This is a genomic window from uncultured Ruegeria sp. (assembly GCF_947500045.1).
Classification (GTDB): Bacteria; Pseudomonadota; Alphaproteobacteria; order Rhodobacterales; family Rhodobacteraceae; genus Ruegeria.
Window position 1 is genome coordinate 227,383 of record NZ_CANMQQ010000002.1, and the last position, 20,335, is coordinate 247,717.

Annotated in this window: 22 protein-coding genes; 21 read left to right on the forward strand and 1 reads right to left on the reverse strand. The window is 59.1% G+C overall.

Features of this window, described 5'->3' with window-relative positions; all coding sequences use genetic code 11:
• Positions 1–30: 30 nt before the first annotated feature.
• The 4 genes from mraY (at position 31) to Q1B46_RS04570 (ending at position 3,534) form a co-directional block, all read left to right on the forward strand.
• A complete protein-coding gene (mraY, locus tag Q1B46_RS04555; protein ID WP_299668279.1) occupies positions 31–1,113 on the forward strand; it encodes a phospho-N-acetylmuramoyl-pentapeptide-transferase in 1,083 nt (360 codons plus the stop codon).
• Complete coding sequence (locus Q1B46_RS04560; protein WP_299945166.1) at positions 1,110–1,640, forward strand: AAA family ATPase; 531 nt, start codon at positions 1,110–1,112, stop codon at positions 1,638–1,640. Before mraY ends, Q1B46_RS04560 begins: the two co-directional genes overlap by 4 nt.
• Positions 1,641–1,652: 12 nt before the next feature.
• Positions 1,653–3,047: a UDP-N-acetylmuramoyl-L-alanine--D-glutamate ligase gene (gene murD / locus Q1B46_RS04565; RefSeq protein ID WP_299945168.1), complete on the forward strand. Its 1,395-nt coding sequence runs from the start codon at positions 1,653–1,655 to the stop codon at positions 3,045–3,047.
• A 112-nt stretch (positions 3,048–3,159) separates the two neighbouring features.
• Positions 3,160–3,534 (forward strand): glycine zipper family protein, encoded by a 375-nt coding sequence (locus tag Q1B46_RS04570; protein ID WP_299668274.1) that lies wholly within the window; start codon positions 3,160–3,162, stop codon positions 3,532–3,534.
• Here the strand turns inward: Q1B46_RS04570 and Q1B46_RS04575 are convergent.
• Positions 3,531–4,709: an NAD(P)/FAD-dependent oxidoreductase gene (locus Q1B46_RS04575; RefSeq protein ID WP_299945171.1), complete on the reverse strand. Its 1,179-nt coding sequence runs from the start codon at positions 4,707–4,709 to the stop codon at positions 3,531–3,533. The two genes, Q1B46_RS04570 and Q1B46_RS04575, sit on opposite strands and share 4 nt — an antisense overlap.
• Positions 4,710–4,859: 150 nt before the next feature.
• Between Q1B46_RS04575 and Q1B46_RS04580 the strand changes: the two genes are divergently transcribed.
• The 17 genes from Q1B46_RS04580 (at position 4,860) to recN (ending at position 20,331) form a co-directional block, all read left to right on the forward strand.
• Positions 4,860–5,216, forward strand: a complete 357-nt coding sequence (locus tag Q1B46_RS04580; RefSeq protein WP_299945173.1) for a cupin domain-containing protein — start codon at positions 4,860–4,862, stop codon at positions 5,214–5,216.
• A 167-nt stretch (positions 5,217–5,383) separates the two neighbouring features.
• The gene (ftsW, locus tag Q1B46_RS04585; RefSeq protein ID WP_299945174.1) at positions 5,384–6,547 is read left to right on the forward strand and encodes a putative lipid II flippase FtsW; all 1,164 of its coding nucleotides are present in this window, start codon (positions 5,384–5,386) and stop codon (positions 6,545–6,547) included.
• Positions 6,547–7,644 carry a UDP-N-acetylglucosamine--N-acetylmuramyl-(pentapeptide) pyrophosphoryl-undecaprenol N-acetylglucosamine transferase gene (locus tag Q1B46_RS04590; protein WP_299945177.1) on the forward strand — a complete coding sequence of 366 codons (1,098 nt, stop codon included), beginning with the start codon at positions 6,547–6,549 and terminating at the stop codon, positions 7,642–7,644. The genes ftsW and Q1B46_RS04590 overlap by 1 nt, the downstream gene beginning before the upstream one ends.
• Complete coding sequence (gene murC, locus Q1B46_RS04595; protein WP_299945180.1) at positions 7,641–9,047, forward strand: UDP-N-acetylmuramate--L-alanine ligase; 1,407 nt, start codon at positions 7,641–7,643, stop codon at positions 9,045–9,047. Before Q1B46_RS04590 ends, murC begins: the two co-directional genes overlap by 4 nt.
• A gap of 4 nt (positions 9,048–9,051) precedes the next feature.
• Positions 9,052–9,300, forward strand: coding sequence for a DUF2484 family protein (locus tag Q1B46_RS04600; RefSeq protein ID WP_299668258.1), 249 nt, complete (start codon positions 9,052–9,054; stop codon positions 9,298–9,300).
• On the forward strand, positions 9,297–9,563 hold the full coding sequence (locus Q1B46_RS04605; RefSeq protein ID WP_299945183.1) for a DUF2484 family protein: 267 nt from the start codon (positions 9,297–9,299) through the stop codon (positions 9,561–9,563). Before Q1B46_RS04600 ends, Q1B46_RS04605 begins: the two co-directional genes overlap by 4 nt.
• Positions 9,564–9,585: 22 nt before the next feature.
• Positions 9,586–9,879 carry a hypothetical protein gene (locus Q1B46_RS04610; RefSeq protein WP_299945185.1) on the forward strand — a complete coding sequence of 98 codons (294 nt, stop codon included), beginning with the start codon at positions 9,586–9,588 and terminating at the stop codon, positions 9,877–9,879.
• Positions 9,876–10,802, forward strand: coding sequence for a UDP-N-acetylmuramate dehydrogenase (gene murB, locus Q1B46_RS04615; protein ID WP_299945187.1), 927 nt, complete (start codon positions 9,876–9,878; stop codon positions 10,800–10,802). Before Q1B46_RS04610 ends, murB begins: the two co-directional genes overlap by 4 nt.
• A gap of 108 nt (positions 10,803–10,910) precedes the next feature.
• Entirely contained in the window at positions 10,911–11,828 is a 918-nt protein-coding gene (locus tag Q1B46_RS04620; protein WP_299945189.1) for a D-alanine--D-alanine ligase, read from the forward strand.
• A complete protein-coding gene (locus tag Q1B46_RS04625) occupies positions 11,816–12,820 on the forward strand; it encodes a cell division protein FtsQ/DivIB (RefSeq protein ID WP_299945191.1) in 1,005 nt (334 codons plus the stop codon). Before Q1B46_RS04620 ends, Q1B46_RS04625 begins: the two co-directional genes overlap by 13 nt.
• An 8-nt stretch (positions 12,821–12,828) precedes the next feature.
• Positions 12,829–14,163: a cell division protein FtsA gene (gene ftsA / locus Q1B46_RS04630; RefSeq protein WP_010442579.1), complete on the forward strand. Its 1,335-nt coding sequence runs from the start codon at positions 12,829–12,831 to the stop codon at positions 14,161–14,163.
• Complete coding sequence (locus tag Q1B46_RS04635; protein ID WP_299945194.1) at positions 14,150–14,569, forward strand: hypothetical protein; 420 nt, start codon at positions 14,150–14,152, stop codon at positions 14,567–14,569. Before ftsA ends, Q1B46_RS04635 begins: the two co-directional genes overlap by 14 nt.
• Entirely contained in the window at positions 14,562–14,852 is a 291-nt protein-coding gene (locus Q1B46_RS04640) for a hypothetical protein (RefSeq protein WP_299945196.1), read from the forward strand. The genes Q1B46_RS04635 and Q1B46_RS04640 overlap by 8 nt, the downstream gene beginning before the upstream one ends.
• Positions 14,853–14,917: 65 nt before the next feature.
• Positions 14,918–16,522, forward strand: coding sequence for a cell division protein FtsZ (ftsZ, locus tag Q1B46_RS04645; protein WP_299945198.1), 1,605 nt, complete (start codon positions 14,918–14,920; stop codon positions 16,520–16,522).
• A gap of 214 nt (positions 16,523–16,736) precedes the next feature.
• Positions 16,737–17,657 carry a UDP-3-O-acyl-N-acetylglucosamine deacetylase gene (gene lpxC, locus Q1B46_RS04650; protein WP_299945201.1) on the forward strand — a complete coding sequence of 307 codons (921 nt, stop codon included), beginning with the start codon at positions 16,737–16,739 and terminating at the stop codon, positions 17,655–17,657.
• A 127-nt stretch (positions 17,658–17,784) separates the two neighbouring features.
• On the forward strand, positions 17,785–18,645 hold the full coding sequence (locus Q1B46_RS04655; protein ID WP_299668228.1) for an outer membrane protein assembly factor BamD: 861 nt from the start codon (positions 17,785–17,787) through the stop codon (positions 18,643–18,645).
• Between the two features lie 36 nt (positions 18,646–18,681).
• Complete coding sequence (gene recN, locus Q1B46_RS04660) at positions 18,682–20,331, forward strand: DNA repair protein RecN (protein ID WP_299945203.1); 1,650 nt, start codon at positions 18,682–18,684, stop codon at positions 20,329–20,331.
• Positions 20,332–20,335: the final 4 nt, after the last annotated feature.

A 20,335-nucleotide genomic window follows, 5' to 3' on the forward strand; every position in this document is an offset into this window, starting at 1 on the left:
CGCCGACGCCCGTGTGAGAAAGGTATTGGTATGTTATATTGGCTGACCGCCCTGTCGGACGGAGGGGATTTCTGGAACCTCTTCCGTTATATTACGTTCCGGGCTGGTGGCGCCTTTCTGACCGCATTGATCTTCGGTTTTCTGTTTGGCAAGCCCTTGATCAATGTGCTGCGCCGCAAACAGGGCAAAGGCCAGCCGATCCGCGATGACGGCCCCGAGGGGCATTTGTCCAAGGCTGGAACCCCTACCATGGGCGGTTTGCTGATTGTGGGTGCGTTGGTGACATCGACCCTGGTCTGGGCGCGCTGGGACAATCCGTATGTTTGGATGGTTCTGTTTGTGACGCTGGGCTATGCGGCCATCGGGTTTGCCGATGACTATGCAAAGGTTTCGAAGCAGAACACCAAGGGTGTTTCCGGCAAGATGCGTCTGGCGTTGGGGATATTGATTGCCGTGCTGGCCTCGTTGTGGGCAACGCTGCACCATCCCGGTGATCTGCAGAACCAACTTGCCCTACCGGTGTTCAAGGATACGCTGATCAATCTTGGCCTGTTGTATATCCCGTTCGCTGTGATCGTGATCGTAGGTGCCGCCAATGCAGTGAACTTGACCGATGGCTTGGACGGACTGGCCATCATGCCTGCTATGATTGCGGCCTCGACGCTTGGCGTGATCGCTTATGCGGTGGGGCGGGTCGACTTTACAGAATATCTCGACGTGCACTACGTGCCAGGAACAGGGGAGATATTTATCTTTACCTCGGCACTTTTTGGCGCAGGTCTTGGGTTCTTGTGGTACAACGCTCCTCCGGCTGCGGTATTCATGGGTGACACCGGATCTTTGGCTCTTGGCGGTGCGCTGGGCGCAATTGCGGTGGCCACCAAGCACGAATTGGTGCTGGCCATCGTGGGTGGTCTGTTCGTGATCGAAGCGCTGAGCGTGATCATTCAGGTTCTCTATTTCAAGCGCACTGGAAAGCGCGTGTTCCTAATGGCTCCGATCCATCATCATTACGAGAAGAAGGGCTGGGCTGAATCGACCATCGTGATCCGCTTCTGGATCATTTCACTGATCCTCGCGATGATCGGGCTGGCGACGCTGAAAGTGCGGTGACCCCGCGCTTAGTCGTACTTTCGGGATGTTCCGGCGGAGGTAAATCAACCCTGCTGGCGGAGATGTCCAGGCGTGGCTATTCAACAGTTCCCGAGCCGGGTCGCCGTGTCATTGCCGAGGAAAGACAATGCGGTGGCAGCGCTCTACCATGGGTCGATCCAGAGGTTTTCTGCCGCCGGATCATTGAAATTGCGGTGTCAGACATCCGTAGTGTCACGGATAATTTGGTGATCTTTGATCGTTCTGCGTTGGATGCGATGAGTTGGTACGACCGAACTGATACGCCACTGGAGCCTTCAGTACGCGAACAGATACTACACCTAGGCTACGACCCGCGCGTATTTCTTTTTCCTCCTTGGCCTGAGATATTCAAACAGGATGAGGACCGGCGGCACAACTGGGCCGCAGCTATTGCGGAATTCGAAGCATTATGCGACCGGTTACCAAGCTATGGGTTTGAAACAACTCTTGTTCCAAAAGGGTCTGTCGCTTTTCGGGCGGGCTGGCTGGAAGAGCAACTGGAATAGAAGGTAGGCAACATGATCCCGGTCAAAGGGTTTTCAGGGCAGAAAGTTGCGGTTCTGGGGCTGGGTCGGTCGGGCCTGACCACCGCGCGGGCATTGCGCGCAGGCGGGGCTGAGCCGGTGTGCTGGGATGACAATCCGGCCGCGCGCGAGGCGGCCGAAGGTGAAGGGTTCGCCTGCGTCGATCTGCGCCGTCACGGGGCGTTTGATGAGATTGCTTCGCTAATCGTCTCGCCGGGCATCCCACATCTCTACCCGACACCAAACCCGGTGGTAGCCGCCGCGCTGGAGGCAGGGGTTCCGGTCGACAACGATATCGGCCTGTTCTTTCGCTCTTTCGCGGGGCCTGAATGGCATAACTATGACACGCCGCCTAGGGTGATCGCGGTAACCGGATCGAACGGAAAGTCAACCACCGCTGCGCTGATCCATCATATCCTGTCTGAGGCCGGGCGCGACTCGCAACTGGCCGGCAATATTGGGCGGGGCGTGTTGGATATCGATCCGGGCGGTGACGGCTCGGTGGTGGTGCTGGAACTTTCCAGCTATCAGACCGAACTGGCCCGCTCGCTTACCCCTGATGTTGCGGTGTTCACCAATCTCTCACCCGATCATCTGGACCGGCATGGCGGCATGGGCGGATACTTCGCCGCCAAACGTCGCCTTTTTGCCGAAGGCGGGCCAGACCGCGCTGTGATCGGCATCGATGAGGCTGAGGGCGCGTTTCTGGCCGGTCAACTGTCTGAGGGGCCGTCGGATGATCGGGTGATCCGCATCTCGGTTGCGCGCAAGCTGACCGGGCCGGGCTGGCAGGTCTTTGCTCGTAAGGGATATCTCGCGGAATACCGCAAGGGTCGTCAGGCCGGTTCGATCGACCTGCGCGGCATCAAGGGCTTGCCCGGTGCGCATAACCATCAGAACGCCTGCGCGGCCTATGCTGCGTGTCGTTCATTGGGCCTTGCCCCCCGCGTGATCGAGGATGCGCTGCACAGTTTCCCCGGACTGCCGCATCGCAGCCAGATTATCGCCGAGGCGGATGGGGTGACTTATGTGAACGACTCGAAAGCCACCAACGTGGACAGCGCACTGAAAGCGTTGAGCGCGTTCAAGAATATCCGTTGGATCTGTGGCGGGCTTGAGAAAGAGGGCGGGCTTGGGGCGCTGAACGCGGCAGGGGGTCATGTGATCAAGGCCTATGTCATTGGGCGCGAAGCAGCAGGCTTTGCCATGCAGCTTGAGACCGAAGCGCAGGTTTGCACCACCATGGCTGAGGCCGTGGAACAGGCCATCGCCGACGCGCAGCCCGGCGAAGTTGTTCTGCTGGCCCCTGCAGCGGCCAGCTTTGATCAGTATGATAACTTCGAACAACGCGGCGATGATTTCGCGGCTGAGGTGAAAAAGCGCCTCTGAAAGCATGGTGTTTGCAATTGTTTGCCGGTTCGGCGAAGCTGTGGGCCTATCTGCTTGACGCGCAATCTGCATTGGTTTTTGCCTTCAGGAAATTCAACACGAGGTCATGAATATGCCAAACCGTAAACTTCTATTGATCGTTCCCGCTCTGCTGGCAGCCGGGGCTTGCACCAATACCGGGGCTAACTATCAGCCTGTGATCGATGGTCCTGTGGGCCCTAACTACAATGTGGATCTGCAGCAATGTCAGCAATTGGCGGCGTCGCAGGCCAGTGTTGACGGGTCGACTGCAGGCAACGCCGCCATTGGTGCCGTGGGCGCAGCCGCCGTTACCGGCATCGTTCAGGACAGCAGCGACAATCTGGGTCGCGCGGCTGTTGCCGGTGCTCTGGTCGGAGCCGGTGCAGACGTGATCAACAAGAACCAGAACAAAGAAGTGCTGGTGCGCAACTGTATGCGCGGGCGTGGGTATAACGTCGTAGGCTAACGGCTTGCGATGGCGCTTCCGGCGGCGTGGCCCGAGGACCACGCCCACTGGAAGTTATAGCCACCCAACCAACCGGTGACATCCACCGCTTCACCAATCGCATAGAGGCCGGGGACATCCCTGGCCTCCATTGTTTTGGACGACAACTCGTCGGTATCGATCCCGCCCAATGTGACCTCTGCTGTGCGATAACCTTCGGTGCCTGAAGGCGTAAGGCGCCAGTTGGACAGCGCAGCTATCAAATCGGATAGCGCTGCGTCGGACTGATCCGCCAGATTGCCTTGCATCGGGATATGGTGCTTGAGGTCGTCCACCAGACGTGCAGGCAAATGGCGCGCCAACTCGGTGGTCAGCGCCTTGCGCCCTCCGGCCTGCCGTTGCTCGCGCAGCAGGTCAAACAGCGGCAGATCAGGGATCAGGTTGACCCGGATCGCCTCGCCCTCACGCCAGTAGGATGAAAGTTGCAGCACCGATGGGCCGCTCAGCCCGCGATGGGTGAACAGCAGAGCTTCGTCAAAACTGGTGCGCTCATTACTCAGACACGCGGGCAATGAGACGCCCGACAGTTCCTTGAATCGTCCGTCCGAAAAGGTGAACGGCACCAGCGCAGCCCGAGTCTCGGTCACCTGCATTCCGAATTGATGCGCGATGTCATAGGCGAGCCCGGTAGCGCCCATCTTGGGGATCGACTTGCCACCGGTCGCCAGAACCAGATTACGGCAGGTCAGGGGGAACCGCTTGGCCTCGCGCTCAACCTCCAAGGTAAATCCACTCTCGGTCTTGCGCAACTCTTTGACCGAGGTCTGCACCCAAAGCTTGGCCCCGGCGCGCGCCAATTCGTCCAGTAGCATCTGGATGATCTGCTTCGACGATCCGTCGCAGAACAGCTGCCCCAGTGTTTTTTCATGCCAAGCGATACCGTGGCGCCCAACTAGATCGATGAAATCCCACTGAGTATACCGCGCCAACGCGGATTTACAGAAATGCGGATTCTGCGACAGGAAATTGCCTGGCCCGGCATACATATTGGTGAAATTGCAGCGCCCGCCGCCTGAGATGCGGATCTTCTCACCCGGCGCCTTTGCATGATCGATCACCAGCACGCGCCCACCGCAATGGGCTGCGCACATCAAACCGGCGGCACCGGCACCAAGGATGATCGTATCAAAGGTCATGCGCTGCGCATGGCGTGGATCGGGGGCGATGGCAAGGGGCAGAATGTTGCAGCTTTTCTCTTGCCATCGCCCTACAGCGGCACAGTATCTGGGACTGTGGTTTATGACTAAGCAGACCTCAGGTCTTTGAACGCCAGTTGGAGAGCCGAAATGAAATCAATAAATCTGCAGGACAAACTGGGGCAGTTCTCGGCGCATTGGGAACCTCAGGTGATTGCCGACTACAACCAGAATGACGTGATGGTTGTGAAATTCATTGGTGAATATCCCTTTCACAAGCACGAAACGACCGACGATTTCTTTCTGGTTCTCGAAGGCGAGATGATCATGGACATCGAGGGCGAGCCCTCAAAAACAGTCAAAGCCGGTGAGTTGTTTGTGGTGCCTAAGGGTGTCGTGCACCGTCCCCGCGCCGAACAGGAAGTGAAGGTTCTGCTGATTGAACCCAAGGGCGAGCCCAATTCCGGAGATTCAGATCGGCCTCCGGCCACGAAGCCGCGTTTGTGACTGGCCAATGACACGTCTCAGTGCGGGATTTGTTGGTAAACACCAAAGGGTGGGCAGAAAATTCCGCATCCGCCTCAACAGGCTGGCCCAAACGTAAAAATACCTGTAGACTCTGACCCAGATCCCGAAAAACGGGGCGTTAACGAGGCAGATAGTGGCGGTATCTCATGACTGAGATGGTGTATGGCGCGGTTCAGGACCAGCGCGGTGAACCGATTCTTCCAAAGTGGTGGCGGACGATTGATCGCTGGACGATGTCCTGCGTTCTGATCCTGTTTGTAATTGGGCTTCTGCTGGGGCTGGCCTCATCGCCGCCACTGGCGGGGCGTAACGGGTTCGACCCGTTTCATTATGTCGAACGGCAGGCGCTGTTTGGTGGGCTAGCGTTGGTTGCGATGTTGCTGACCTCGATGATGTCGCCCACATTGGTGCGGCGGCTGGCGGTTTTAGGTTTTCTTGGTGCATTCGTGGCGCTTGCGTTCCTGCCGATCTTCGGCACAGATTTCGGCAAAGGTGCCGTGCGCTGGTATTCGCTGGGCTTTGCCTCGCTGCAGCCATCAGAGTTCCTCAAACCCGGTTTTGTCGTCGTGGCCGCGTGGCTGTTGGCGGCCTCGCAAGAAATCAATGGCCCGCCGGGGCGGTTGTGGTCTTTTGCGCTATGCATGGCGATTGTCGCAATGCTGGTGATGCAGCCTGATTTCGGTCAGGCCTGCCTGATCCTATTTGGCTGGGGCGTGATGTATTTTGTAGCCGGCGCACCGATGCTGCTGCTGGTCGGCATGGCCGGAGCGGTGATTTTGGGTGGCATGTTTGCCTATTCCAATTCCGAACACTTCGCCCGCCGCATCGATGGGTTTCTAAATCAAGAGGTCGATCCGACCACCCAACTGGGCTATGCCACCAACGCGATCCGTGAGGGCGGGCTGTTCGGCGTAGGCGTCGGCGAGGGGCAGGTGAAATGGTCTCTGCCCGATGCACATACCGATTTCATCATTGCGGTCGCGGCCGAGGAATACGGGTTGATCCTCGTCCTTATCATCATCGCGCTTTATTCACTGATTGTCGTGCGCTCATTGCTGCGGTTGATGCGGGAACGCGATATGTTCATCCGTCTGGCTGGGACCGGTCTGGCTTGCATGTTCGGCGTGCAAGCGATGATTAATATGGGCGTTGCGGTACGTCTGCTGCCTGCCAAGGGTATGACATTACCATTCGTCAGCTACGGCGGCTCATCCCTGATCGCAGGTGGCATTGCGGTGGGCATGTTGATGGCCTTCACCCGCTCGCGCCCGCAGGGTGAGCTTGGCGATATTCTGCGCGGACGGGGCTGATGGGCACACCTTACCTTCTGATCGCGGCAGGTGGCACCGGGGGGCACATGTTCCCCGCACAGGCGCTGGCCGAGGCGATGCTGCTCAGGGGCTGGCGCGTGCGCCTATCTACCGATCCCCGCGGTGCGCGTTATACTGATGCTTTTCCGGAAGGTGTCGAGATTGCTCAAGTCTCTTCGGCCACCTTTGCCCGCGGCGGTCTGGCCGCCAAGGTGATGGTGGGGCCGAAGATTGCAGCGGGAGTGACCGGCATGGCGGCGCAGATGATGCGGGATAAACCGAACGTGGTGGTGGGCTTTGGTGGCTATCCGTCGATCCCAGCACTGGGTGCAGCGACGCTGCTGAAAATCCCGCGTATGATCCATGAACAGAACGGCGTTCTGGGCCGAGTGAACCAGATGTTTGCCACCCGCGTGGCTCAGGTCGCCTGCGGTGTATGGCCCACCGACCTGCCCGACGGTGCCAAGGGCGTTCACACCGGCAACCCGGTGCGCGCTGCCGTGTTGGAACGTGCCGGGGCGCCCTTTATTCCGCCCGGTGACTATCCGATGTCAGTCCTTGTGATGGGAGGCAGTCAGGGTGCCCGTATCCTTAGCGACGTGGTGCCTGACGCAATTGCGGCACTGCCCGAGGCGCTGCGGGGTCACATCCGCGTCTCGCATCAGGCCCGCGATGAAGATGGTGAGCGGGTCAAGGCTTTCTACGCTGAACACGATATCCGCGCAGACGTGCAGCCCTTCTTTGACGATGTCCCCCGCCGCATGTCCGATGCGCAGTTGGTGATCAGCCGTTCGGGCGCTTCTAGCGTTGCCGATATCTCGGTCATTGGGCGGCCCTCGATCCTGATCCCCTTCGCTGCGGCTGCAGGCGATCACCAAACCGCCAACGCACGCGGGCTGGTTCAGGCGGACGGGGCAATCATGATCCCCGAAAACGCACTTGACGTTCCTGCGTTGACACAGCAAATGACCACGGTTTTGACAAACCCAGAAGCCGCACAAAAAATGGCCCATGCCGCGCTATCGGTCGGGGCTCCGGACGCGACCGAGCGTCTGACAGCCCTTGTCGAGCAACTGGCGCAGAAGGAGACCACATGAATCCAGCAACCAAACTACCGCAAGACGTTGGGCCGATCCATTTCGTGGGCATCGGTGGGATCGGGATGTCGGGCATTGCCGAGGTGCTTCTGAACCTTGGCTACCGGGTGCAGGGGTCGGATCTGAAATCGTCCAAGATTACTGACCGGCTGGCCGGGCTGGGTGCTGAGATATTTGAAGGCCAGCGCGCCGAGAACTTGCAAAACGCCGCTGTTGTGGTGGTCTCGACCGCGATCAAGCCAGGCAACCCTGAACTGGACGAGGCACGCGCGCAAGGCCTTCCGGTGGTGCGCCGCGCCGACATGCTGGCTGAGTTGATGCGCCTGCGATCCAACATCGCCATCGCCGGAACCCACGGCAAAACCACAACGACCACAATGATGGCTGAACTGATGGTGGCCGGGGATTTCGACCCCACTGTCATCAATGGCGGCATCATCCACGCCTACGGCTCGAACGCGCGTATGGGGCAGGGCGAATGGATGGTAGTTGAAGCGGATGAGAGTGACGGCTCGTTTAACCGGCTGCCCGCGACCATCGCCATCGTCACCAATATCGACCCCGAGCATATGGAGCATTGGGGCGATTTTGATCAGTTGCGCGATGGCTTTCACGAATTCGTTTCGAACCTACCTTTCTACGGTCTGGCTGTCTGCTGCACGGATCATACTGAGGTGCAGGCGCTGGTCGGTCGCATCACCGACCGCCGCGTACGCACCTATGGGTTCAACACGCAAGCCGATGTGCGGGCAGAGAACCTGACCTATAAGGGCGGCGTCGCCCATTTCGACATTCACCTGCAATATGAAGACAAGGTGATCGAGGGCTGTACCCTACCGATGCCTGGCGATCACAATGTCTCGAACGCGTTGTCCGCTGTAGCGGTGGCTCGTCATCTGGGAATGAAAGCTTCGGAAATCCGCGACGCGCTGGCCAATTTCGGCGGCGTCAACCGGCGCTTTACCAAGGTCGGAGAAATCAACGGTGTCACCATCATCGATGATTACGGCCACCATCCGGTCGAGATTGCCGCGGTTCTCAAGGCCGCACGTCAGGCCACCGAAGGCCGGGTTATCGCTGTGCATCAGCCGCATCGCTATTCTCGCCTGTCCGGCCTGTTTGACGATTTCTGCACCTGCTTCAACGATGCCGATGTGGTTGCCATCGCCGAAGTTTTTGCCGCTGGCGAAGACCCGATAGAAGGTGCTGACCGGGATGCTCTGGTCGAGGGGTTGATCCGTCACGGTCACCGTCATGCACGCGCCATATTGGATGAAAGCGATCTCGAACGTCTCGTTCGTGAACAGGCCCGTCCGGGCGATATGGTCGTCTGTCTCGGCGCAGGTACGATCAGCGCATGGGCCAACGGGTTGCCCGAGCGATTGATTGCCAAAGCGAGTTAATCCAGTGACGCCATCCCTCATAATTGCCTGCGGCTGGGTCTTTGCCTCGACAATCGTGGCGATGCTGCCCATGCGTTTGCAGTTCCCGCCGGGCGTGGTGTTATTGGCCAGCGCGCCTGTTCTGATCCTGTGGCTGGGATATGATTATGGCTGGTTCATTGGGGTGTTGGCCTTTGCCGCCTTCGTCTCGATGTTCCGCAACCCGATCCGTTATTACTGGCGCAAATGGACGGGCAGAGAGGTATCGGAATGAACTGGTCGATCGCTCTTGCCGGTTTATGGGGTTTGACGGCCAATGTTCTGGCGATGATCCCGAGCAAGGATAACCATTGGACCCGCGCCTATATCCTGATTGCCGTGGGCGTACCAATTCTGGGCTATGTCACCTATCAGAACGGCCCGTGGATAGGGTTGATCGTTTTGGCGGCGGGTATGTCGATGCTGCGTTGGCCGGTGATTTATCTGACCCGTTGGACAAAGGCGAAAATGCAGGGCATGAAGGCGGCCAACAAGTAACCGACCATATCAGGAGGCCCTAATGGTCGACATCGCCACCTTCGCCTATCTGCCACTGATCTCACTAATGCTCGGCATCGTTGCGGGCTTTGTTGCTGGGCGCTGGATCAGCGTCAGGGCGCTGCTTTGGCTTATTGGCCTGACGTCAGCGGTGGCGCTGGCGTTGATCATATTGCTCGCAGGCGTTCAAACCGGCGAAGAGGAACAGGCCTTTGGCCCCTTCGTCTGGCTGACAGGAAGTGTCCTGCCTTTCCTGTTCGCGGTCATTATGGGAGGCATCGGCGGGCGTAGCTTGGCAGCAAGGGCCAACGCATGATCAATTTGCCCGAGGTTCGGGGTCGCCTGTCGCAGACCCGTCCGCTGAATGATCTGACGTGGCTCCGGGTTGGTGGGCCCGCTGATTACCTGTTCCAACCCGCAGATACTGAAGACCTGCAGGCGTTTTTGCGCGACTTGCCAGCCGATGTTCCGGTCTTTCCCATGGGTGTCGGCTCGAACCTCATCGTGCGGGATGGTGGGCTGCGGGCGGTGGTGATCCGGCTTGGGCGTGGGTTCAACAGCATTTCAGTGCAGGACGACACGGTCACTGCAGGGGCCGCAGCACTGGACGCCCATGTGGCGCGCAAAGCAGCGGACGCAGGCGTTGATCTGACGTTTCTGCGTACCATCCCCGGTTCCATCGGCGGCGCCGTTCGCATGAATGCGGGCTGTTATGGCAGCTACACCGCGGATGTGCTGCAAAAAGCCACCATCGTGACGCGACAGGGCGACCTTATCGACCTGACCCCCGAAGACCTCAACTTTCGCTATCGTCAATCCGAATTGCCCGACGGCGCAGTGCTGGTCTCGGCCACGTTCCAAGCCCCGACGGGCGACCCCGCCGAGTTGCACGCCCGAATGGAGGCGCAGTTAAGAAAGCGCGACGAGACCCAACCCACAAAGGATCGCAGCGCCGGGTCGACCTTTCGCAATCCGGCCGGGTTTTCCTCGACCGGGCGAGAGGATGATGTGCATGACCTGAAAGCGTGGAAGGTGATCGAAGATGCAGGTATGCGCGGCGCGACCTTGGGTGGCGCGCAGATGAGCCTCAAGCACTCGAATTTCCTGATCAATACCGGTGACGCAACCGCCGCAGACCTCGAAGGTCTGGGTGAAGAGGTGCGAAAAAAGGTTTACGAAACAAGCGGCATCACGCTAGAGTGGGAAATCATGCGGATCGGCGATCCGCTGACAGATTAAAGCCCGACCCGTCAGACCAAAACAGGCAAATTCAGGCGACGGATCAAAGGCATAAACGAAGTACGGACCACCACATAAGGTCCGGGGACATTGAGGCGCACGTTGGGTATGTCGAGCAGGACAAACCCCAAAGTGGCGGTATTGATGGGCGGCCCCTCAGCGGAACGCGAGGTGTCACTCAGCAGCGGGCGCGAATGCGCAGCCGCCCTTGTGGGAGAAGGCTTTGAAGTGGTCGAACTGGACGCAGGTCCCGACCTCTATGCGCGCCTTTTGGACATCAAGCCGGATGTTGCTTTCAATGCTCTGCATGGCCGCTGGGGCGAAGATGGCTGCGTGCAGGGTTTGCTGGAATGGATGCGTATTCCGTATACGCATTCAGGCGTGCTGGCGTCGGCGCTTGCGATGGACAAGCAGCGCAGCAAAGAGATTTACCAGACCGAAGGCCTGCCCATCGTGCCCAGCGTGATCGTCCCCAAGGTCGAGGTGGTAGAGGCCCACGTGATGGACCCCCCCTATGTGGCAAAGCCCAACAATGAGGGCTCCAGTGTCGGCATATATATCGTGCACGAAAACGCCAACGGGCCACCGCAGCTGGACGAGGCGATGCCTGATCAGGTGATGGTCGAGAAATATGTCGCGGGCCGCGAACTGACCGTGACCGTGATGGGCGACCGCGCCTTGACCGTGACCGAGATCATGACTGATGGCGGTTGGTACGACTATGATGCCAAATACAAACCCGGCGGATCGTGGCACGTGCTGCCCGCAGATATCCCTCAGGATATTTTTGATCGCTGCATGGAATACGCGTTGAAAGCTCATAAGATACTGGGCTGTCGCGGCGTGTCCCGCACCGACTATCGCTGGGATGACAGCTTGGGCACGGATGGGTTGTTCCTGTTGGAGACCAATACGCAGCCCGGCATGACGCCGACCTCGCTGGTACCTGAACAGGCGGCGCATATTGGCATGAGTTTCGGCCAGCTCTGTGCTTGGATGGTGGAGGACGCCTCATGCGACCGCTGACCGCCACTCGTGCGCCGGTAATCCACCGGACCAAGGCCCTGGCCAGTCCGGATGCGGATTTTGCAACGGGGCCAAAACCTGAACCCAGGACCGAACCCAAACTGCGCCTACGCGGCACTCGGATATTCGGTCGCGCGCGCCTGTCTGATCCTGCCCCCTCGCGCCTAAGCTACCGCTTTCAGCGCTGGATGCTCACCCCTGGCATCCGGCGCGGGTTGAAGATTGGCCTGCCGGTTCTGGCGGTTGCTGGTATGGTCGGCGGTTTCTTCGCCTCGCAAGACCGGCGCGAGGCCGTCAGTACTTTTGTAATGGATATCAAGACCTCAATTCAGGAACGCCCCGAATTCATGGTCAACCTGATGGCTATCGATGGGGCAGGGACAGCCCTGTCCGAAGATATTCGCGAGGTCGTACCACTCGATTTCCCGCTCAGTTCCTGGGATCTGGATGTCGAACAGATCCGTGACACCATCACCGGGCTGGATCCGGTGAAGTCCGCCACAGTGCGTATTCGCCCCGGCGGCATCCTGCAAGTTGATGTGGTTGAACGTCAGCCGGTCATTGTTTGGCGCACCCGCGATGGGGTTGAGTTGCTGGATGAAACCGGTGCCCATATCGACATGGTGGCGGCGCGGGCCGATCATGCAGCCCTGCCGCTGATCGCAGGGAAGGGGGCAGACAAACATGTCCCCGAGGCGCTGCAGATCCTGACCACCGCCCGCAGTCTGGGCGAGAGGGTTCGGGGCCTTGTGCGCGTGGGTGAACGCCGCTGGGATCTGGTTCTGGATCGTAACCAGCGCATCATGCTGCCAACCGAACGCCCTGCGCGTGCGCTGGAACGCGTACTGGCGGTGAACGAGGTGCAGGACCTGCTGGAACGGGATGTAGCGGCAGTCGACATGCGCCTTGGCCAGCGACCAACCATCCGAATGAATAAGACGGCCAGCGAAGACTGGTGGAACACAAAAGTAGACGTGAGTAGCGGGCAGTAACAACCATGATGACCGATCTTTATCAGTCCCAACGAGCCATGCGGCAGATGCGCAGACAAGCGATGCAGCGCGGCGTAGTCGCCATTCTGGATGTGGGCAGTTCCAAAATTGCCTGCCTTGTGCTGCGGTTCGACGGCACCGGACGGCTGTCCGAGGATAATTCGATCGGTTCTATGGCCGGTCAGACTGGTTTCCGGGTCATCGGCGCAGCCACAACACGCTCGCGCGGGGTTCAGTTCGGCGAAGTCACCGCGATGCAGGAAACCGAACGTGCCATCCGCACTGCCCTGCAGGCGGCGCAAAAGATGGCCGACATTCGCGTTGATCATGTCATCGCGTCCTTCTCGGGGGCCAATCCGCGCTCTTACGGGCTGGACGCGCAGGTTGATCTGGAGGGTCAGCTTGTCACTGAGGCCGAAGTGGGCCGCGTCCTGAACGCCTGCGATGTGCCGGATTACGGTGAGGGCCGCGAGGTCCTGCACGCCCAGCCGGTGAATTTCGCGCTCGACAACCGTTCCGGCCTGATCGACCCGCGCGGCCAGTTGGGCCAGTCGCTGGCGGTGGATATGCATATGCTCACCGTTGATGCGGTGGCAATCCAGAACATTGTGCGCTGTATCAAACGCTGCGATCTGGAGTTGGCCGGGATTGCAAACTCGGCCTATGTCTCAGGCATCTCCGCGCTGGTCGAAGATGAGCAAGAGCTGGGCGCGGCCTGTATCGACATGGGCGGCGGTACAACCAGCATCTCGATCTTCATGAAAAAGCATATGATCTATGCCGACTGCGTACGCATGGGTGGCGATCACGTAACCAGCGATATCTCGATGGGCCTTGGTGTACCCGCAGCAGTGGCCGAACGGATCAAGACATTCAATGGCGGTGTTCATGCCACCGGGGCCGACGATCGCGACCTGATCGATATCGGCGGTGACACCGGTGATTGGGAGCATGATCGCCGCACGGTCAGCCGCGCCGAGCTGATTGGTATCATGCGTCCGCGTGTTGAGGAAATCCTGGAAGAGGTCCGCACACGACTGGACGCTGCAGGCTTTGACCATTTGCCCAGCCAACAGATCGTGTTGACCGGAGGTGGAAGTCAGATCATGGGGCTCGACGGGCTGGCCAGCCGCATCTTGGGTCAACGCGTGCGCCTTGGCCGCCCACTGCGCGTCCATGGCCTGCCGCAATCAGCGACCGGGCCGGGCTTTTCCTCGGCCGTTGGGCTCAGCTTGTTTGCAGCGCACCCGCAGGACGAATGGTGGGATTTCGAAATCCCCGTCGATACCTACGCCGCGCGCCCGTTCAAACGCGCGGTGCGCTGGTTCCGTGACAACTGGTAAGATTCTGCTCCGGACAGCGCTTGGCGCGATCCTCTGGCCCGTCATGGCCCCGGCCCAAACCTTGATCGCACCCGAGGCGTTTCTGGACGCGGTGGTCGGTAAAACCATCACTTTCCATGAGATTCGCAGCGGTTTGCTGGTCGGGACCGAGGAGTTTCTCAGCCCGACTCACTCGGTCTGGCGGATGGAAGGGCGCGGCTGCGTCTATGGTCAGATCACCACGCCCAACGGCCAGATTTGCTTTCTCTACGACGATGCGCCCGATGGTTTGCCAGTCTGCTGGTGGCCGTTCCTACACAATGATCGCTTGATGGTGCGACTGGCCCAGTTCGTTGGTAGTGAAACGCAAGAGGTTCGTAGCATTTCGGATGAGGGCCTGAATTGCCCAAGTGCCCCGATTGGCTAAAGAAATTGGTTGCGGCCCGCACGAGAATCCCGCAAGATATCCACAAGGCCCGACAGAGGCCCAGCGGCAGGACATTGAGCAGTTTTCCGCGACCAAACACGTGATCCATCAGTTTCCGCGCACCCGTAAGGTGGGTGGGTTTTTTCCGTACGTAGTGTCACATGAGCCGTTTGCCGCAACATATGGCGGTCACAGCGAAATGCCGCTGTTTACTGCCTTATTTCCTCCACATTTTGTGGATTCTGACGATTTTTCTGGTGACGTTTCCGAAATGACACAGTAAAATCAACTGTGGATAGGTCAGAAAAAACCGCATTTTGCGGCAACATATAAACAGGCGGACAGAGCATGACATTGAATCTTTCGATGCCCGGGCACGACGAACTCAAGCCTCGGATTACCGTATTTGGCGTTGGCGGGGCAGGCGGCAACGCAGTCGACAACATGATCGAAAAGCAGCTGGACGGCGTTGAATTTGTCGTCGCCAACACCGACGCGCAAGCGCTGCAGCAAAGCCGTTCGTCATCTCGGGTGCAGCTGGGTGTCAAGGTCACAGAAGGACTGGGCGCAGGGGCACGCCCAACTGTGGGTGCCGCGGCTGCCGAAGAAAGCATCGAACAGATTGTGGATCATCTGGCTGGCGCGCATATGTGCTTTATCACTGCCGGTATGGGTGGCGGTACCGGCACCGGTGCAGCCCCAATCATCGCGCAAGCCGCGCGTGAGTTGGGCGTGCTGACCGTCGGCGTCGTCACCAAGCCTTTCCAGTTCGAAGGTGCCAAGCGGATGCGTCAGGCCGAAGATGGGGTGGATGCCCTGCAAAGGGTTGTCGACACGCTGATCATCATTCCGAACCAGAATCTGTTCCGTCTGGCCAATGAAAAAACCACGTTCACCGAGGCGTTCTCAATGGCTGATGACGTGCTCTATCAGGGCGTCAAAGGTGTAACCGATTTGATGGTGCGCCCCGGTCTGATCAACCTCGACTTTGCCGACGTTCGCGCGGTGATGGACGAGATGGGCAAGGCGATGATGGGTACCGGTGAAGCAACCGGCGAAGACCGCGCGGTTCAAGCGGCAGAGAAAGCCATTGCCAACCCGCTGCTGGATGAAATCAGCCTCAAAGGGGCCAAGGGCGTTCTGATCAACATCACCGGATCGCACGACCTGACTCTGTTCGAGCTGGACGAGGCCGCCAACCGCATCCGCGAGGAAGTGGACCCCGAGGCGAATATCATCGTCGGTTCGACCTTGGATACCGACATGGAAGGTGGAATGCGCGTTTCGGTCGTCGCCACCGGCATCGATGCCAGCGAGAAGACGGACGATGTGCCTGTGGCCCGCCGTTCGATGTCGGCCCCATTGACCCGTACGGTCTCGGCGGAAGAGTTGGCGGAAGAACAGATTGGCGAAGAGGCTCCGGCTGCTGAGGAGGAGAACATCGCCCCGTCGCTGTTTGAGTCCATCGAAGATGTTGAGTTCAACGACGGTTGGCAGGACGAACGGCCTGCAGCCGGGCAGGGTGATGACGGGCTGCCTTTGCCCGCTTATCAGCCACAGGTGGCGCAGTTCGAACCGCAGCCTGAAGTCGAAGAGGCGGCTGAATCCTACGTCGCTCCGCATGCGCACACACCCGGTACACCATCACCTGAGGCGATGCAGCGTTTGCAGGCAGCAGTGCAGAAAGTACCACAGAACCGGCTGCGCCCGGCGGCTGAAGCCCCGCGCGAACCGGCCCCTCAATCACAGCCATCGGCTGAGGATCGTCCGCGTTTTGGGTTTAACCGGTTGATCGATCGCATGACTGGTCACGCTGCCGATACGCCAACGCAACCGGTACGCCAACAGCCCGCGATGCGGTCGGTTGACGCAACGGCACCGGCGCAGGATGAGGCTGACCCAGATCAGGAACGCATCGAAATTCCTGCCTTCTTACGGCGTCAGGCCAACTGACCACGGTAACAAAATCATCCCAAAGGGTCGCCATTTGGCGGCCCTTTCTTATTGAATTACAGGGCATTGGACCCGTGTAAGCAGGGATTTGCCGATGTGTCACAATCATGTTTCATTCGGTTGCAAAGAGTGAGTTGAGCCTTGACGCCCCCTTCCTTAGTTGAAGGTGCAAGACAGCCCCCGCTAGGCTGGACACAACTATCTGAGGCTTACATTGCAACATACGCTCAAATCTTCAGTCACGTTCAAAGGCACCGGGCTGCACAGCGGCAAGCCTGCGACGATGGTCCTGAAGCCAGCTGCAGCTGGGCACGGGATCTGGTTCAAACGGACTGATATTGAGCTGGGCAATGCATTGATCCCTGCGATTTACGATGTTGTCGAACGTACGCCGCTTTGTACCCGTTTGGTGAACGACGCGAATGTATCTGTCTCGACTGTTGAACATATCATGGCTGCTTTGGCCGGATGCGGTATCCACAACGCTCTGATCGAGATCGACGGCCCCGAGGTTCCGATCATGGATGGCTCGTCCGTTGAATTCGTACGCGGCCTCATGGCCAAGGGCGTGCGCCGTCAGGCGAGCCCGGTTCTGGCCTATGAAGTGCTCAGGCCGATCACCGTATCGCGCGAGGGTGCAAGCGCGACGATTGCCCCTGCCGACGGGCTTGAGATTGAATTCCACATCGATTTCGAAGATGACGCCATCGGCAGCCAGACCAAGGTTCTGGATATGTGCAATGGATCGTTCGCGCGGGAACTTTGCGACAGCCGCACGTTCTGCCGCCGTACCGATGTTGAAGCGATGCGCGAGAATGGGCTGGCTTTGGGCGGTACATTGGAAAACGCTGTAGTGGTGCAAGGCGAAGAAGTTTTGACGCCGGGTGGCTTCCGTCACGCGGATGAGGCCGTGCGTCATAAGATGCTGGACGCCTTGGGCGATCTCTACCTTGCGGGCGGCCCGATTCTGGGGCGCTTTACCGGTGACAAGTCTGGTCATTCCATGACGAACACCCTGCTGCGCAAGCTGTTCGAAACGCCCGGTGCGGTACGCCCGATCTTGTGCACTGCTGAACAGACGGCGCGCTTGCCCGGTCAGGGCCTGGTGCGCAGTGAAATCCCACAGGTTGCGTGAACTGATCAACTCTGACGACATTTGCGTCACGAGCATGGATAAGACGTTTTGCCTCGGAATTTTATGTGCTAGACCAAGGCCCGATCAGGGGTAAAACCCGTTGGGCAAAGCGACAAGGATAGGCGGAATGGTTGGCACCAAAGCGGCAGTCAGATTCGCAGTGGCGATTCTTCTGGCAGCATCTTTGACGGCATGCGGGGACGGGGGCCTTTTCAGCAAAAAGGGCGCTAACCGCAACCAGAACCTCGAAGGTTTCACACCAGAGCAGATTTATACCCGTGGTGAATACGAACTGTCGCAAAGCCGTTCGGACGATGCCGCTTGGTATTTTTCTGAGGTCGAGCGTCTATATCCCTATTCCGATTGGGCCAAACGCGCGCTGATCATGCAGGCGTTTTCATTCCATGCGGACCAAAACTACGAAGAAAGCCGTGCGGCGGCGCAGCGTTACATCGATTTTTACCCAACCGATGAAGACGCGGCATATGCGCAATATCTTCTGGCGCTCAGCTATTATGACCAGATCGACGAAGTTGGCCGTGATCAGGGCCTGACCTTCCAGGCGCTGCAGGCCTTGCGGACGGTGATCGAAGTCTATCCTGACAGCGAATACGCAACCTCTGCTGTTTTGAAGTTTGATCTGGCGTTCGACCATCTGGCGGGTAAAGAGATGGAGATCGGGCGCTATTACTTGCGTCAGGATCACTTCACGGCCGCCATCAATCGATTCCGCGTCGTGGTCGAAGATTTCCAGACCACATCGCACACGGCCGAGGCGCTGTATCGTCTGATCGAAGCCTATCTGGCACTGGGTTTGGTTGATGAAGCGCAGACTGCGGGTGCGATTCTGGGTTACAACTATCAATCGTCTGAATGGTACGATGCAGGCTATACGCTGCTGACTTCGCGCGGTCTTGATCTCAAGAGCCGTGGGAACAACTGGCTCAGCACCATCTATCGCCAGACCATCAAGGGTCAGTGGTTGTAACGGCCATGACCAAAGGCGAGGGACGCTAAAGACCCGATGCTGCGCGCCCTTGATATCCGCGACATGCTGATCATTGACCGGTTGGAACTAAACTTCCAGCCGGGTTTGAACGCTTTGACCGGCGAAACCGGGGCGGGCAAATCGATCCTTCTGGATTCGTTGGGCTTTGTACTGGGCTGGCGCGGGCGGGCCGAACTGGTGCGTCAAGGTGCTGCGCAGGGTGAAGTCGTGGCCGAGTTCGAGTTGCAAGAAAATCACCCCGCCCATGTGATATTGGCCGAGGCCGGTTTGCCCGGTGGCGAGGAACTGATCCTGCGTCGCGTCAACACGGCTGAGGGGCGCAAAACCGCCTGGGTCAATGATCGCCGCTGCTCGGGCGAGGTGCTGCGTGCTTTGTCGGAAACCTTGGTCGAATTGCACGGACAGCATGATGACCGTGGCCTGCTGAATCCGCGCGGCCACCGGGCGATGCTGGATGCTTATGCCGGGGTGGGGAAACAATTGGCTTCGGTACGGGCTGCTTGGTCTGCGATGTCCACGGCCCGCAAGGCATTGGCTCAAACCGAGGCCGCGCTAGAGGCTATGCGCGCAGAAGAAGAATTTCTGCGCCATTCCGTTGCCGAACTGGATCAGCTTGATCCCCAACCGGGCGAGGATGCCGATCTCGACGCACGCCGCCGCATGATGCAGGGGGCTGAACGTATTCGCGATGATGTGGCGCGTGCCTTTGCGCTTCTCGGAGGCGATGGGGCAGAAGGCGCGATGGCTGATGCCGTGCGTTGGTTAGATGGCGTGTCGGACAATGCAGGCGGTCAGTTGGAAGAACCCATCGCTGCACTTGGCCGCGCCCTGATCGAACTGGGTGAGGCGCAAGACGGTGTGCATACCTGCCTGCAGGCGCTTGATTTCAACCCGGCGGAACTGGAACAAACCGAAGAACGCCTGTTTGCCATCCGCGCTTTGGCACGTAAGCATGACGTGGCACCGGACGATCTAGCCCCTTTCGCCGACGTGCTGCGCGACCGGCTGAATCGGCTTGATGCAGGTGATGCCGACCTAATCGATAAACGCGCCATGGTCGAGGAGGCACAGGCTGCCTACGACAAAGCGGCCAGAATGCTCAGTGATGCGCGCCGCAAGGCGGCCGACGCGCTGGATACGGCAGTGATGGCCGAACTTGCGCCGCTGAAAATGGAACGCGCCATGTTCCAAACCGAGATCACTGCGACGGATCCGGGCCCAGAGGGCTCCGACGCGGTTGCCTTCACGGTCGCCACCAACCCGGGCGCGCCGTCAGGACCGCTGAACAAGATTGCGTCAGGCGGTGAACTCAGCCGCTTCCTACTGGCGCTCAAGGTTTGTCTGACCGGAGATGACAGCGCCCGCACTATGATTTTTGACGAGATCGACCGCGGAGTCGGTGGCGCAACTGCCGATGCCGTCGGCCGCCGTCTGGCCGCGTTGGCGCAGGGCGGGCAGATTCTGGTGGTGACTCATTCGCCGCAAGTAGCGGCCCGCGCAGCACATCACTGGCGGGTCCAGAAACAGGTGATCGGTGATCAAACCTTGTCCACCGTGATCCCGTTGGCTGATCCCGACCGGGTCGATGAAATCGCCCGAATGGTCGCAGGCGACACAATCACCGACGAGGCGCGCGCCGCCGCCCGTGCCTTGTTGGATGCATAACGTG

Coding starts and splice junctions, on each gene's coding strand:
- ftsA (WP_010442579.1), top strand. CDS start 12,829: ATGACCGATCTTTATCAGTCCCAACGAGCCATGCGGCAGATGCGCAGA.
- Q1B46_RS04605 (WP_299945183.1), top strand. CDS start 9,297: ATGAACTGGTCGATCGCTCTTGCCGGTTTATGGGGTTTGACGGCCAAT.
- Q1B46_RS04570 (WP_299668274.1), top strand. CDS start 3,160: ATGCCAAACCGTAAACTTCTATTGATCGTTCCCGCTCTGCTGGCAGCC.
- Q1B46_RS04610 (WP_299945185.1), top strand. CDS start 9,586: ATGGTCGACATCGCCACCTTCGCCTATCTGCCACTGATCTCACTAATG.
- recN (WP_299945203.1), top strand. CDS start 18,682: ATGCTGCGCGCCCTTGATATCCGCGACATGCTGATCATTGACCGGTTG.
- Q1B46_RS04620 (WP_299945189.1), top strand. CDS start 10,911: ATGTCGAGCAGGACAAACCCCAAAGTGGCGGTATTGATGGGCGGCCCC.
- murC (WP_299945180.1), top strand. CDS start 7,641: ATGAATCCAGCAACCAAACTACCGCAAGACGTTGGGCCGATCCATTTC.
- Q1B46_RS04580 (WP_299945173.1), top strand. CDS start 4,860: ATGAAATCAATAAATCTGCAGGACAAACTGGGGCAGTTCTCGGCGCAT.
- Q1B46_RS04655 (WP_299668228.1), top strand. CDS start 17,785: ATGGTTGGCACCAAAGCGGCAGTCAGATTCGCAGTGGCGATTCTTCTG.
- Q1B46_RS04590 (WP_299945177.1), top strand. CDS start 6,547: ATGGGCACACCTTACCTTCTGATCGCGGCAGGTGGCACCGGGGGGCAC.
- murB (WP_299945187.1), top strand. CDS start 9,876: ATGATCAATTTGCCCGAGGTTCGGGGTCGCCTGTCGCAGACCCGTCCG.
- ftsZ (WP_299945198.1), top strand. CDS start 14,918: ATGACATTGAATCTTTCGATGCCCGGGCACGACGAACTCAAGCCTCGG.
- ftsW (WP_299945174.1), top strand. CDS start 5,384: ATGACTGAGATGGTGTATGGCGCGGTTCAGGACCAGCGCGGTGAACCG.
- mraY (WP_299668279.1), top strand. CDS start 31: ATGTTATATTGGCTGACCGCCCTGTCGGACGGAGGGGATTTCTGGAAC.
- Q1B46_RS04625 (WP_299945191.1), top strand. CDS start 11,816: ATGCGACCGCTGACCGCCACTCGTGCGCCGGTAATCCACCGGACCAAG.
- murD (WP_299945168.1), top strand. CDS start 1,653: ATGATCCCGGTCAAAGGGTTTTCAGGGCAGAAAGTTGCGGTTCTGGGG.
- Q1B46_RS04575 (WP_299945171.1), bottom strand. CDS start 4,709: ATGACCTTTGATACGATCATCCTTGGTGCCGGTGCCGCCGGTTTGATG.